This window comes from Halomonas sp. PR-M31 (assembly GCF_001039575.1).
In the GTDB taxonomy this organism is placed as follows: Bacteria; Pseudomonadota; Gammaproteobacteria; order Pseudomonadales; family Halomonadaceae; genus Modicisalibacter.
The window spans coordinates 177,152-189,284 of sequence record NZ_JIBT01000001.1; the positions used below are offsets into that span (position 1 = coordinate 177,152).

Consider the following 12,133-nt stretch of genomic DNA (forward strand, 5'->3'; position numbering starts at 1 on the left):
CCGATGCCGATTGTGATCTCGCGCCGCGAACTCCTGAAGCTGGGCCTGGGCGCCAGCTTGACCCTGACCACGGTGGGGGTCACGGCGAGCCTCTCGGGTTGCTCATCCGCTCAGCCGGCGGCGGGTTTCATGGTGCTGCGCGACAGCGATCTGGGGCTGCTGGCCGTGTTGCTTCCTGCGGTGATCGGCCCTCATCCTGCCCTGGCAGACAATGAAAGCGCCGCCGATGCGACGCTTCGTCAGCTCGATCGCAGCCTGGCGGCCATGTCGCCGGCCATTCACAAGGACGTTTGCGAGCTGCTCGATCTGCTCAACCTGCCGCTCACCCGAGGCCCATTGACCGGTGTTTGGAGCGCCTGGGAGAACGCATCACCCGGCCAGATCGATGCCTTTCTGATTCGCTGGCGCGACAGCCGCTTTGACTTGCTGCGTCAAGGGGTCAAGGCGCTCAATCAGCTGCTGTCGATGGCCTGGTACGCGCTGCCCATGGCCTGGGCCGAGACCGGCTATCCCGGGCCGCCGCGCGTATGAATGACCACAGGAGATAAACGCCCATGCCGGTACCTGATCCGTTCCTGCAAGGCCTCGCCCGAGGCTGGCGTGTACTGGATGCCTCCCGACTCGATGAGGACCAGGTCTTCGAGGCCGACGTGATCATTGTCGGCACGGGGGCCGGGGGCGGCACCAGCGCCGAGATCCTGATCGGGGCCGGACTCTCCGTGGTGCTGGTGGAGGAGGGGTCGCACAAGACTTCTTCCGATTTCGAGAACGACGAGGCCAAAGCCTATGCCGAGCTCTATCAGGAGGGGGCGGCGCGCATGACGGCGGATGGCGGGATCAGCATCCTGCAGGGGCGAACCGTAGGCGGCTCCACTACCGTGAACTGGACCAGCAGTTTTCGCACCCCGGCGCCGACCCTGAACCATTGGGCAGCGGCCCACGCGGTAACGGGCCTCGATGCCGAGAGTCTCGCGCCCTGGTTCGAACGCATGGAAGCACGACTTGGCATCGCGCCCTGGGCCGTCCCGCCGAATCCCAATAACGGCGTTTTGCTTGCCGGTTGCGAGGCGCTGGGCTGGCACTGGTCAACGATCCCGCGCAACGTGCGTGGCTGCTGGAACCTCGGTTATTGCGGCACCGGCTGCCCGACCAATGCCAAGCAGTCGATGCTGCTGACCACCCTGCCGGCCGCCCTGGAGGCCGGTGCCACCCTGATCCATAGCGCCCGGGCGGAGCGCCTGGTTATCGAAGATGAGCGAGTTGTGGGAGTGGAATGCCGGGGCATGAATGCCACCTTGAGCCGGGCCGTTGGGCCACGCCTGCAGATTCGTGGCCATCATGTAGTACTGGCGGGTGGCGGCATCAACACGCCGGGGTTGTTGTTGCGCTCCCAGGCGCCGGACCCGTTCGAGCGACTTGGCAAGCGCACCTTTCTGCACCCGGTGGCGCTGACGGTGGCCCAGTTCGATCAACGCATCGACGGCTACTACGGCGCACCGCAATCCGTGCACAGCGATCATTTCCAATGGCGTGAAGGCGTGACCGGCCCCCTGGGTTTCAAGCTGGAGGTGCCGCCCATGCAGCCCAGCATCATGGCGGCGCTGTTCGGTGGTCACGGAAGGGAAGGCCTTGCCCGCATGAGCCGGCTCTCTCACAGCAGCGTGGCGATCGCCCTGATGCGCGATGGCTTTCATTCCGAGAGTCGGGGCGGGCAGGTGGTATTACGAAAAGACGGCACGCCGGTGCTGGATTACCCGCTCAACGACTATCTCTTTGGTGGGGTCAGGCGCGCCTATCTGGCCATGGGCGAACTGCAGTTTGCCGCCGGCGCCGAGGCCGTGATGCCGGGGCATAGTCATGCGCGTCTCAGCCGGGATTGGCCGGATTTTCGCGCGCAGGTGGAGCGCCTCAGCTATGCGTTACATGACGTGCGCCTGGCCAGCGCCCACGTGATGGGCGGCTGCGCCCTGGGGGACGATCCGCGTTATGCGGTGGTCGACAGTCGCGGGCGTCATCATCAGCTCGATAATCTGTCGGTCCTCGATGGCTCGCTGTTTCCGACCAGCATCGGCGCCAATCCCCAGCTCTCCATCTACGCCATCGTCGCCTGCCTGGCGAGCCGGCTCGCTGAGGAGATGAACAGTCAGCGCCATCCTTGACCTCACTCAACATGCCGATGCCGTTAGCATGCGACCATAGTTGGCGTCGGGGGGCCTAGCCCTCTTTTGCCGTCTCTCATCATCACAGGGAGGAATCATGACTAGCATGCAACGTCCAAGTAAACCCCGCACCCTGATCTATTCCTGCTCGGGTTGCTCCGACGTGGCGCAGCTCGCCAATGAAACCGCCGTACGCCTCGATCATGCCGGCGTGGCGGAGATGTCCTGCATCGCCGGGGTCGGCGGCGGCGTGCCCGGGCTGGTGAAGACCGCCCGTTCCGGTCGGCCGATCGTCGCCATCGACGGCTGCCAGATGCACTGCGTCAGCCATTGCCTGGACAACGCCGGCGTCACCGCCACCGAACACGTCAAGCTCTACGAAATGGGCTACAAGAAGCGTCGTGGCAAGCGCTACAGCGACGAAGAGATCGCCCGGGTCTGCGACGATGTCAGCAATATCATTGCGCGGTTGCCGATGAACGCCGAGGCGTAGACTTCTCAGCGCCGAATACCCAGCCGCCTGCCAGCCAGGGCCGGCCATTTGTCCGCTTCGGCCTGAGGCAGACCTTCGATGCGTTCCGCCACCGGTGCCGGGAAAGGCGCCGGGCGAGCGCCTTCGCTGTCGTTTTCCACCCCCATGCCCATCAGCATCTGTTCGCTGGTGGCGAGGGTCCGATCGTCAGCGTCTAGCATTTCCATAAAGACATGCAGGCGCTTGGCGTCCCGATCCAGGAGCATCACATTCACGCTTAACGCCTGATCCAGGTGGGCCTCCCGGCGATAGCACAGATGAGTCTCCAGGGTGTAGATGGTGTAGCTATGCTCGGCGCGGCCTGCCTCGTCCAGTCCGATATGATCCATCAAGGCTTCCAGGGCCAGGGAGAAGACCCGGGCGTACTCCGCGTCGTTCATGTGGCCGTTGTAATCCACCCACTCATGCGCGACCCGGATGTCGAGAATGCGCATCAGATGCGCCCCTTGAGCCCTTCGGCTTCCGGCCAGTACTTGTGTACCAGATCGAGCAGTTCCACCAGGAAGTCGTCCCGGCGCTGATCGAGCTCGGACACCGAGCGTCCGGCGGCTTGGTGTTCGCAGCCTTTGACGACCTTGTCGATTAGCTCATCGGTAAGCTCGGGGGCTTGCAGTTTGGTCCAGGGCAGTTTCAGTGCCGGGCCGAACTGCTCGAGCATATGGCGCATGCCTGCATCGCCCCCGGCCAGGTGGAAGGTCAGGAAGGTGCCCATCAACGACCAGCGCAGGCCGCAACCATAGACCACCGCCGCATCGATCTCCTCGGTAGTCGCCACGCCGTCGTTGACCAGATGCAGCGCTTCCCGCCACAGCGCTTCCATCAAGCGGTCGGCGATATGGCCCTCGATCTCCTTGCGCACGATCAGTGGTCGCATGGCCATGTCCCGATACAGCGCCTGAGCGGTTTCCATCTGCGCGGGCGTGGTGGCCTCGCCTCCCACCAGTTCCACCAAGGGCAGCAGATAGACCGGGTTGAAGGGGTGAGCGACGATCACCCGGCCCGGGGCGTTGGAACAGTCTTGCTGCAGATCCGTGGGCTTGAAGCCGGAGGTAGACGAGCCGACGATGGTGGCACTCGGGGCTGCCGCATCCAGCTTAGCAAGAATCTCGCGCTTGAGTTCGAGGCGCTCCGGCACGTTCTCCTGCACCAGATCCGCATTCTCGACCGCTTCCTCCAGGCTTTCGACGAAGCGCAGCCGCTCCTGACTGGCATCGTCCGCAAGGCCGAGTTTTTCCAAAGAGGGCCAGGCGTTTTTTACCGCATTACGTGTACGCGCCTCGGCCCCTTCCATGGGATCAAACGCCACTACATCGAAGCCTTGCGCCAGGGCCCGGGAAATCCAGCCGTTGCCGATCACACCGGTGCCGATCACGGAAAACTGCTTGCTCATACCTGGCCTCCTGCGGTGTTACCAGTGTTAGGATCGCGCAGCTTCAAGAAGGCGCGGGTTTCAGCGGGGGTCATGACCTTGCCTCCCAGGTTCTCGATGAGGCCGGCAGCCTTCTCGACCAGCTGGCCGTTGGTGGCCTTGACCCCCTTGCTCAGATACAGATTGTCTTCCAAACCGACCCGGGCATGGCCACCGAGCAGCATGGCCTGAGCCACCATGGGCATCTGCAACCGTCCGATGCCGAAGGCGGCCCAGTTGGCGCCTGCCGGCAGCTTGTTGCGCATGGTCATCATGGTCTCGGTGTCCGCTTCCGCGCCCCAGGGGATACCTAGGCACAGCTGGAACAGTGGATCACCGTCGAGCAGGCCTTCTTCCTGTAGCTGACGGGCGAACCAGACATGGCCCAGGTCGAAGCATTCGAGTTCCGGCTTGACCCCGGCGGCTTGTACCAAGCGTGCGTGCTCTCGCAGCCAGTCCGCGGTATTGATGTAGACCATGTCGCCGAAGTTGAGGCTGCCACAATCCAGGGTGCACATCTCCGGCAGCAGTTCGCCTACTGGGGCGTGGCGCTCCGCCGGGGTCTGCATGTCGGTGCCCGGGCCGCCCCGGGTCGGATCATTCTCATCCGGAATCCAGTCGCCGCCGCCGCCAGCGGTGATGTTGATGACGATGTCTTGATCAGCCTCGCGAATGCGCTGCACCACCTCACGAAAATGTTCGATGGAGTGGCTGATGCCGCCGGTTTCCGGGTCGCGCACGTGCAGGTGGGCCACACTGGCGCCAGCCTTCGCCGCTTCGATGGCGGCATTGGCGATCTGCTCCGGCGTCACAGGAACGTTGGGGTTCTTATCAAAGGTATCGCCGGCACCGGTCAGGGCGCAGGTAAGGATCATGTTGCGGTTCATGGGAAGAACTCCGTCATTGAATTGACATTAGTGTGGTAGAAAATCCGCCGGCTAAATCGACGTTTTGCGACATGGTGTTGACGTTTTACGTCACTCTTCTTAGTCATGTCGGTTTCGGCACCGCTCCAATCCGATATAATCCGCGTCAAATTTCACTGAACAGGACGTCCTGCGTGACGCTTTTCGACGCGCTTTCCCCGCTCTCCAGCACCCTCGAGCTGGTACTGATTGCGCTGTCGGCGCTGACCTCCGCCATTTCGGCGAGCGCCGGTATCGGTGGTGGCACCTTGCTGATCATCGTCATGGCTCAGGTAATGCCTGCCGTGGCGCTGATTCCGGTACACGGCATGGTGCAGTTCGGCTCCAACCTGGGGCGTGCGGCCCTCACCTGGCGACACATCGATCGTCAATTGATCGCTGCGTTCTTGCCCGGTGTCGTGCTGGGCGCCCTGGCCGCCGCCTGGTTGCTGATCCGCCTGCCCAGCGGCGTGCTGGAGCTGTGTATCGCGCTGTTCGTGCTCTACTCCTGCTGGGGGCCGAGCCTGCCCAAGCGCAGGCTGGGCCAAGGCACGACGCTGCTTGCCGGCGCGGTGACCACGCTTCTGTCCAGTTTGATTGGCGCCAGCGGCCCATTAGTTGCCGCCTTCGTCAAGCACAGTCAGACCACGCCCTTTGCCCGGGTGGCGACTTTCGCCGCCTGCATGAGCCTGCAGCACCTGACCAAGGCGTTTATATTCGCTTCGCCGGATTCGTGTTTCGCGACTGGCTGGGGCTGATGGTGGCGATGATCGCTGCTGGCTTGTTGGGCACCTGGCTGGGGCTGCGTTTGCTGAAAGGGTTAAGCGCCGAGCGCTTCGACAGCCTGTTCAAATGGATGCTGACGCTTTTGGCGCTGCGTTTATTGTGGATGGGAGCTGAGCAGATAGTTGCCCATTGAGGTGTGCTCAAGGGTAGGTCATGCGTTTTTGGCGAAAAGTTCTCTCGTGACAAAATTCGCCATTTGAGCGATGATGTAAAATGTTTCGTCATTTGAGCGATGCATAGAGAGAGCCCCGCCATGTCCTTGCACCAGCTCAGCAACGATAAGCGCCGTGATATGAGCGCCGCGGCCATGCGCACCTTCCCCAACATCGTCCGTGACTGGGGGCTGAAAGAACAGGAGGCCGCCGTGTTGCTCGGCGTGCCCGACTCTACCTACCGCCGCTGGCGCAAGGTGCCTGACAGCGCACGTTTGGACGTGAATCATCTCGAGCGCATGTCCCTGCTCCTGGGAATCTACAAGGCGCTGCAGATCCTGTTGCCCAACGCCGAGGCGGCGGATGCGTGGCTGCGCCGACCCAATCGGAACCCGCTGTTCGCCGGTCAGGCCCCGCTCGATCGCTTGCGCCAGGGTTTGGTCGCGGATCTCTATGTGGTCCGCCAATACCTGGATGCTGCAAGAGGCGGCGGCTTTGCATGAGCCTTTCGACAAATGATGTGCGCTGGCGCCCCAGCTATCGCATCATTCCCTCTCGATTTCCACCCATCGACCTGTTTGAGCGCGTCGCCGATCCGGACGATTGGAACCTGCTCCAGGAACTCGAAGGCAAAACCTCAGCGAGACTTCGCGAGCAGGCTGGGGCTATCCATCTCGTAGACGAAGAGGACCGTCGCTATGGTCCGGGCTGGACGCCGATCATGGCCGCGTTCTGCCATTTTTCGAGTCAAGGAAGCCGCTTCTCGGACGGCACCTTTGGCGTCTACTACTGTGCCCTTAGCGAGGCCACGGCCATCGCTGAAACGCGCTATCACGCCGAGCGGTTCCTGCGGGATTCGAACGAACCACCCATGCTACTACCGCAACGCGTCTATCTGTCTGATCTGGCGGGGTGTTTGATCGACTTGCGCAACGCGGCCTCTGCCGCGCCCTTTCTCGTTCCTGAGGATTGGTCGGCAGGTCAGACCTTTGGACGCGACGCCAGGGCGTCTCGTCGTGATGGGATCGTCTACCCCAGCGTGCGTGATCCAGAGGGGGAGTGCGCCGCTGTATTACGTCCCCCGGTACTCTCTCCCACCCGCCAGGGGCGGCATCTGGGGTATGACTGGGATGGGCAGCGCATCCGCCATGTGCTGGAACTGAGCCTGGTCGATTAGTAACCCGAATGGATTGCCAGCAGTGCTTACGCCAGGGTCAGGTGGTTGTCCCAGTGCACAGGCAGTTGGGTTAGGCGTTCCGGCGTGCTGGACGTGCTGTTTAGACGATAGAGCCCACCGCGGCCCGAGGAGACGAGAAAGTCGTTTTCGCCTTCTGCGACTACGCCGGCGGCGTCTTCCAGGGCAAGTTCGCGTAGCAGTTTTCCGGTGTGGGTTTCCATGATCAATATTCGAGCGCCCCTGGGTGCAGTGATCGCGGCGTGGCGGCCATTGCCGGAGATGGCGACACTTGCGATGTATTGCTTGAGCGAGGTCGTCAGGGGTTCAGGCAGGGCAAGCTCTTTAAACTCGTCGGCCCGGCCATCCAGCCGGGCGATCAATGGCAGTGTTTCCCACTCCGGCCCTTGAAACTGATAACCCGTAATCACCGTGCCGTCCGGTCCGACATCCAGATGGCGGCAGCTAAGCTGATGGTGAGAAGGTTCATGACGCGCAAGAATCTTGCCGCTGTGCCGGTCCATCAATAGCAGTGCCGGCGCCATGCTATCCAGGTTGAGCTTGGCGCGACCGTAGTCCGGGTGGGTTTCGATACCGCCAAGGGCCACGATCAGCGTATCGCCATCCGGATGCAGGCGCAGCTCGTGGGGGCCGATACCGTCAAGGGGGAACTCCTTCACGAGAGCGTAGTCACGCGCCGCATCGAAGACCTGAATGATGCCCACGGTGCTCTCAAATCGATTGGCGGTGGCATAGAGATAGTGCCCGTCCGGGCTGAATACGCCGTGACCGTAAAAGTGGCGGCCGTCTCCCGCTTCAATGGACAGCCGCGTGCTGCCGGCATCGATATCCAGCACATGAAGCTGCCGTCCGGGCCGCCGGGCGAACATCACCACTTCGCGCTTGCCCGGGCGTCGTGTGCCGCCATGGCAGCGCTCCGGTACGTCTGTCATGAAAGCCAGTTCGCCCCGCAGAGTAGCGCCTGCCAGGCAGTGCTTGCCCTCGGCATCGTCCACCGCGCTGAACAGCAGCGGTTCGTCGTCGGCCCAGGCCCAAGGCGCGGGGGCCAGCCCCGCCCAGGCGCTCAGGACTAGACTGTTCTTGAGAAAGTGGCGACGGTTCAGCATGGGTCAGTCTCCGTCGCTTGAATTAAACCCCTGCTTGATATCCAGCGCCGGGGCGATCTTGTACTCCATCAGCTGGCGCAGCTGCTCGACTTGCACGTACAGGCGTTGCAGTCCCTTATAGGCCTGCTCGTCTTCCAGCGCTGGGGCAAGCCCGGAAGGCAGTGACTCCGCCAAGGCGCGGGTCTCGGAGAGCGTCTCTTCCAGCTCCTGGCCCAGCTCCGCCTCGCTTTCCTGTTGCAGCAGCGCCTGCGCCCCCGGCAGGAAGCTCTGCTCCAGTCCCGCCAGTGACGCTGCGATCAGGGCGATGGATTCACTGCTACGCCAGGCATCCGCCAGATAGCCGTTGCGGGATTTGCCGCGCAGACCCATGGGCTCCGCCAGGCGTTTGTCATCCAGAATCTGCAGGCCGTGCAGGGCGCTTTCCACGGTGGTTTCCGTATAGCCTTCGGTGCTCAGGTAATGCTCCTCAAAAGCCTGCCAGTCCTGATTCAGCGCCTGGGTCGTGGTGGCCAGATGCTGGCCGATGGCGCCGGCCAGGGCGCAGCCTTGTGGTGATTCTAGCGGTACCTCATTCCCGTTCTCGGACTCGAACAGCAGATATTCCAGGGCCGGGAAGCCTTTGAGAGCAACGCTGTCTGCAGCGACCTGCTCCGGGGTGGGCGGGTTGGGGGCCTTGAGCCAGGCATCGACCTTTCTGGCGATGAGGTTCTTGCGGTCCGGCCAGAACTGCAGCTGCCAGGCGCGGCTTCGCTGCTCGATGGGGCCGAAATCCACATAGCGCACCCGCTGCCAGGCCTTGTAGGCCGCAAGCCAGGCATCGCGTATCGTATCGGGATTCTGACAGCCCTCTTGCAAGGTGTCCGCAAGCGCAGTGCTTTCATTTTGGAGCGCTTGATACTGCCCGCCGATAGCGCTGTACCAGCGCTCCTTAGGTTCGGCGTCATCGGCCCAGGCCGACGATGACAGCAGGGAGGTGGCAAGCAGGGCGAGAAGAGAGCGTCGCAAGGTCATGCTGTTTGTTCCTTATACTCTTCAAAGAGATTCAAGAAAGCGCAGCAAGGTCTCGCGCTCTTCTGCGGGCAGATGACGGTACTGTTCCTTGGCGCTTTCCGCTTCACCGCCATGCCATAAAATGGCTTCTTCCAAGGTTCGGGCGCGCCCATCGTGCAGGAAACTGGCGCGGGGATTGACGGTTTGCGCCAAGCCGATGCCCCATAGCGGCGGGGTGCGCCACTCTTGGCCGCTGGCCTTGAACTCGGGACGATTATCCGCCAGCGCCGCGCCCATGTCGTGCAACAGCATGTCCGTGTAGGGCCAGATGGTCTGGTCGCTCAGCTCTGGCCGATCCTCGACTTCGGCGGTCTGGTGACGCGGGGTATGACAGCCGGCGCAGCCAAGGTCGTTGAATTTCCGCGCGCCCGTCTGTACCGCTGGGTCGTCCATGTCGCGGCGCGCCGGCACCGCCAGGCTGCTGGCGTAGAAGGTGATGAAGTTGGCGATCTTATCGCTGACTTCCGGCTCGCCGCCATGAGGAGTCTCGTCACAGCGCTGCTTGGGGTCGCAGTCCGTGGCCAGATTCAGGCTCGAGGTCAAACCCATATCGCCGGCGAAGGCGCCTAGGCTTTGTTGCTCGATGCTGACCTCACCGGCCTTCCATCCGAAGCGGCCCATCTGGAGGGTGTCGGTGGCACGGTTCCAGGCCACATTGGTCCGCCCGGAGATGCCATCGCCATCGGCATCCTCCGGGTCCGCATTGGCCAGAAGATCCTTTTCCTCGATTGCTTCGAGCAACCCCAGGCCGATCATCGGTGGCGCTACCCGGGGCGAAGTCAGTAGATCCTCGGGTAGGGGGCCGTAATTTGGATTTTCGATGCGATATTCCGGGACTTGCAGGCTGACCGGTGAACCGTCTCCCAGCTTGACCTCTCGTTCGATGTACTCCACCACCATGTTTGCTTCCGGCTTGACACCGGGCAGGGCCGCGTTCTGCAACTGGGTGCCATAGACGGGGGCAGGCTTCACGCCCTGGCGCTCCAGGAGTTCCGCGTCCTCTTCCGGGTCGGCGGGCACGGATAGGCGCAAGAACAACGAGACCGGTGTTTCCCCCGAGGCCGGTGGATGGCCGCGACCGTCCTTGATGTGACAGCCCTGACAGGAGTTGGTGTTGAACAGCGGGCCCAGGCCGTCCCGAGCCTCGGTGCTGGCCGGAGCCGCAACCCAAGGGTTGCGGAAGAAACTGTTGCCCACGCTGAAATCGAGGCGTTTGGTCATCGACTGATTGCTCAGGGGCAGGGAATAGGCGTTGTGATCGAACTGCTCCACGGTGCCCTCACCCGCGCTCTTGGGGGTGTTCTGCAGCGGATATTCCTCGGCGGCGGCACCGGTTGCCAGTCCTACCAGGCAGAGACTCGCCCAGAAAATCAGATGATGCGATGCGGTCATGGAAAAGACCTCGTTGAAGCGTCAACGGCGAAGCCTTGAGATGGGGCTTCGCCGTTGTTTTTTACGGGTATCTTAGAAATCGTGGCCGGCGGTGTCCGGTTCCAGTGATGCGATACCCAGCGTGTTGGCAGCCTGCTCGATGGAGCCGGTCTGTTCGACCAGCGTCAGAATGGCATTATTGATCATTTCGCTACCCTGGGTATTGCCCGGGGCGATCATCATGTCGAATTTCATCGGTGACTCTTCGGCCTCGGCGGTCTGCTTCAGGGTATCGAGGGCCGCCATGGAGTCCTTGAGCTGCTGGCGCAAGGTGTCATCGAGCTCGCTATCCTGTTTGGCGACCAGATCGGAGAGCGAAGAACCGCTCAGCTCGCTGCCGTCCACCCGCTCATACTGGCCGGTATAGACGTTGCGAATGCCCTTGCCGTTGTAATAATGGGCGTTGTGGGTGTTGTCGCTGAAACAGGAGTGCTCGTCCTCGAAGGAGTTGGCTTCTAGTGCGACCTTCATGCGTTCGCCGGCGAGTTCCCCTAGCGATAGCGAACCCATGCCGAACAGCATGCGCTGCAGGCCTTCTTGTGGCTCAAGTGCCAGCAATTCCGCGCGATAGTTGTCCTGCTGTTCCGGTGCCCACTGCGCCGTCATCCACTCCAGGTCGTTGACCAACAGATCCGTGGCCGCATCCAGATAGGCGGCGCGGCGATCACAGTTGCCGTGAGTGCAGTCCTCTCCGGTTTGGTAGTCGCTGGGCGGACGGTCGCCGTTGCCGGCCTCGAAGCCATGTAGATCCTGGCCCCATAGAAGAAACTCGATGGCGTGATAGCCGGTGGCCACGTTGGCCTCGGAGCCGCCAATTTCATTGAGATCCGCCAGCAGCTGTGGCGTCAAGTCGCTGACGTCGATCGTCTCGCCACCCACGTTGATCTCGTTGCTGGCGATGATGTTGACCGTGGCGCCTTCATTACCCAGCTCGTGCTGGTAGTCATCGCCTTCCACGTAGTCGATCATGCCCTCGTCCAGGGGCCAGGCGTTGACCTGGCCTTCCCAGTCGTCCACCACCGGGTTACCGAAACGAAAGACTTCGCTTTGCTGATAAGGAATGCGGGACGCCAGCCAGGCCTGCTTGGCGGCTTCAAGAGTGTCGGCGTTGGGATTTTCGATGAAGGCGTCGGTGGCCTCATCGAGTTTTTGCGCCGTGATCAGGGCATCCTGGAAGGTGGCGTGGGCCAGATCGGCATAGTGTTCGACCACCGCCTCAGGCGTGACATTGTCGTTTGACTTGGTTTGCTCTTGTGCTTGGGCTTGAGCAGCCAGGCTGAAAGTGGCGATAGAAACAACAAGTGGCGCGAGGTGAAAGCGGGTCATGGCAGCTTCCTGAAGAAAAGAAAATCATTATTGGATGCGAGTTATTCTTCTTCGCGATTATAGGCATTCAACCCTAGGTTGCA

Annotated in this window: 14 protein-coding genes; 7 read left to right on the plus strand and 7 right to left on the minus strand. The window is 62.2% G+C overall.

Annotation, left to right across the window (positions count from 1 at the left end):
• Positions 1–3 precede the first annotated feature (3 nt).
• From CH74_RS00815 to CH74_RS00825, 3 genes are all read left to right on the plus strand, one after another.
• Positions 4–531: a hypothetical protein gene (locus CH74_RS00815; RefSeq protein ID WP_048305576.1), complete on the plus strand. Its 528-nt coding sequence runs from the start codon at positions 4–6 to the stop codon at positions 529–531.
• A gap of 23 nt (positions 532–554) precedes the next feature.
• A complete protein-coding gene (locus tag CH74_RS00820; RefSeq protein WP_048305577.1) occupies positions 555–2,159 on the plus strand; it encodes a GMC family oxidoreductase in 1,605 nt (534 codons plus the stop codon).
• Between the two features lie 97 nt (positions 2,160–2,256).
• Positions 2,257–2,652, plus strand: a complete 396-nt coding sequence (locus CH74_RS00825) for a putative zinc-binding protein (protein ID WP_253272871.1) — start codon at positions 2,257–2,259, stop codon at positions 2,650–2,652.
• A gap of 5 nt (positions 2,653–2,657) precedes the next feature.
• Here the strand turns inward: CH74_RS00825 and CH74_RS00830 are convergent, their stop codons facing one another.
• Genes CH74_RS00830 through CH74_RS00840 form a run of 3 tightly spaced genes read right to left on the minus strand, consistent with a single transcriptional unit; the run spans position 2,658 to position 4,986 of the window.
• Positions 2,658–3,125: a thioesterase family protein gene (locus tag CH74_RS00830; protein WP_048305578.1), complete on the minus strand. Its 468-nt coding sequence runs from the start codon at positions 3,123–3,125 to the stop codon at positions 2,658–2,660.
• On the minus strand, positions 3,125–4,081 hold the full coding sequence (locus tag CH74_RS00835) for an L-carnitine dehydrogenase (protein ID WP_048305579.1): 957 nt from the start codon (positions 4,079–4,081) through the stop codon (positions 3,125–3,127). Before CH74_RS00835 ends, CH74_RS00830 begins: the two co-directional genes overlap by 1 nt.
• Complete coding sequence (locus CH74_RS00840) at positions 4,078–4,986, minus strand: 3-keto-5-aminohexanoate cleavage protein (RefSeq protein WP_048305580.1); 909 nt, start codon at positions 4,984–4,986, stop codon at positions 4,078–4,080. The genes CH74_RS00835 and CH74_RS00840 overlap by 4 nt, the downstream gene beginning before the upstream one ends.
• A gap of 173 nt (positions 4,987–5,159) precedes the next feature.
• Between CH74_RS00840 and CH74_RS00845 the strand changes: the two genes are divergently transcribed.
• From CH74_RS00845 to CH74_RS00855, 4 genes are all read left to right on the plus strand, one after another.
• Positions 5,160–5,762, plus strand: a complete 603-nt coding sequence (locus CH74_RS00845; protein ID WP_253272872.1) for a TSUP family transporter — start codon at positions 5,160–5,162, stop codon at positions 5,760–5,762.
• Complete coding sequence (locus CH74_RS19195) at positions 5,738–5,923, plus strand: hypothetical protein (protein ID WP_253272873.1); 186 nt, start codon at positions 5,738–5,740, stop codon at positions 5,921–5,923. Before CH74_RS00845 ends, CH74_RS19195 begins: the two co-directional genes overlap by 25 nt.
• Before the next feature lie 120 nt (positions 5,924–6,043).
• Positions 6,044–6,445, plus strand: coding sequence for an MbcA/ParS/Xre antitoxin family protein (locus CH74_RS00850; protein WP_048305581.1), 402 nt, complete (start codon positions 6,044–6,046; stop codon positions 6,443–6,445).
• Complete coding sequence (locus tag CH74_RS00855; protein WP_048305582.1) at positions 6,442–7,119, plus strand: RES family NAD+ phosphorylase; 678 nt, start codon at positions 6,442–6,444, stop codon at positions 7,117–7,119. The genes CH74_RS00850 and CH74_RS00855 overlap by 4 nt, the downstream gene beginning before the upstream one ends.
• A 26-nt stretch (positions 7,120–7,145) precedes the next feature.
• Here CH74_RS00855 and CH74_RS00860 read toward each other — a convergent pair whose 3' ends face one another.
• From CH74_RS00860 to CH74_RS00875, 4 genes are all read right to left on the minus strand, one after another.
• A complete protein-coding gene (locus CH74_RS00860; protein ID WP_156181287.1) occupies positions 7,146–8,243 on the minus strand; it encodes a DUF1513 domain-containing protein in 1,098 nt (365 codons plus the stop codon).
• Between the two features lie 3 nt (positions 8,244–8,246).
• A complete protein-coding gene (locus CH74_RS00865) occupies positions 8,247–9,254 on the minus strand; it encodes an imelysin family protein (RefSeq protein WP_048305584.1) in 1,008 nt (335 codons plus the stop codon).
• Between the two features lie 21 nt (positions 9,255–9,275).
• A complete protein-coding gene (locus tag CH74_RS00870) occupies positions 9,276–10,685 on the minus strand; it encodes a di-heme oxidoredictase family protein (protein ID WP_082140226.1) in 1,410 nt (469 codons plus the stop codon).
• Positions 10,686–10,757: 72 nt separating this feature from the next.
• The gene (locus CH74_RS00875) at positions 10,758–12,050 is read right to left on the minus strand and encodes an imelysin family protein (RefSeq protein WP_082140227.1); all 1,293 of its coding nucleotides are present in this window, start codon (positions 12,048–12,050) and stop codon (positions 10,758–10,760) included.
• Positions 12,051–12,133: the final 83 nt, after the last annotated feature.

What these genes read in the sequence shown, in the direction of transcription:
- CH74_RS00815 (WP_048305576.1), top strand. Translation starts at nt 4, where the DNA reads ATGCCGATTGTGATCTCGCGCCGCGAACTCCTGAAGCTGGGCCTGGGC.
- CH74_RS00820 (WP_048305577.1), top strand. Translation starts at nt 555, where the DNA reads ATGCCGGTACCTGATCCGTTCCTGCAAGGCCTCGCCCGAGGCTGGCGT.
- CH74_RS00825 (WP_253272871.1), top strand. Translation starts at nt 2,257, where the DNA reads ATGACTAGCATGCAACGTCCAAGTAAACCCCGCACCCTGATCTATTCC.
- CH74_RS00830 (WP_048305578.1), bottom strand. Translation starts at nt 3,125, where the DNA reads ATGCGCATTCTCGACATCCGGGTCGCGCATGAGTGGGTGGATTACAAC.
- CH74_RS00835 (WP_048305579.1), bottom strand. Translation starts at nt 4,081, where the DNA reads ATGAGCAAGCAGTTTTCCGTGATCGGCACCGGTGTGATCGGCAACGGC.
- CH74_RS00840 (WP_048305580.1), bottom strand. Translation starts at nt 4,986, where the DNA reads ATGAACCGCAACATGATCCTTACCTGCGCCCTGACCGGTGCCGGCGAT.
- CH74_RS00850 (WP_048305581.1), top strand. Translation starts at nt 6,044, where the DNA reads ATGTCCTTGCACCAGCTCAGCAACGATAAGCGCCGTGATATGAGCGCC.
- CH74_RS00855 (WP_048305582.1), top strand. Translation starts at nt 6,442, where the DNA reads ATGAGCCTTTCGACAAATGATGTGCGCTGGCGCCCCAGCTATCGCATC.
- CH74_RS00860 (WP_156181287.1), bottom strand. Translation starts at nt 8,243, where the DNA reads ATGCTGAACCGTCGCCACTTTCTCAAGAACAGTCTAGTCCTGAGCGCC.
- CH74_RS00865 (WP_048305584.1), bottom strand. Translation starts at nt 9,254, where the DNA reads ATGACCTTGCGACGCTCTCTTCTCGCCCTGCTTGCCACCTCCCTGCTG.
- CH74_RS00870 (WP_082140226.1), bottom strand. Translation starts at nt 10,685, where the DNA reads ATGACCGCATCGCATCATCTGATTTTCTGGGCGAGTCTCTGCCTGGTA.
- CH74_RS00875 (WP_082140227.1), bottom strand. Translation starts at nt 12,050, where the DNA reads ATGACCCGCTTTCACCTCGCGCCACTTGTTGTTTCTATCGCCACTTTC.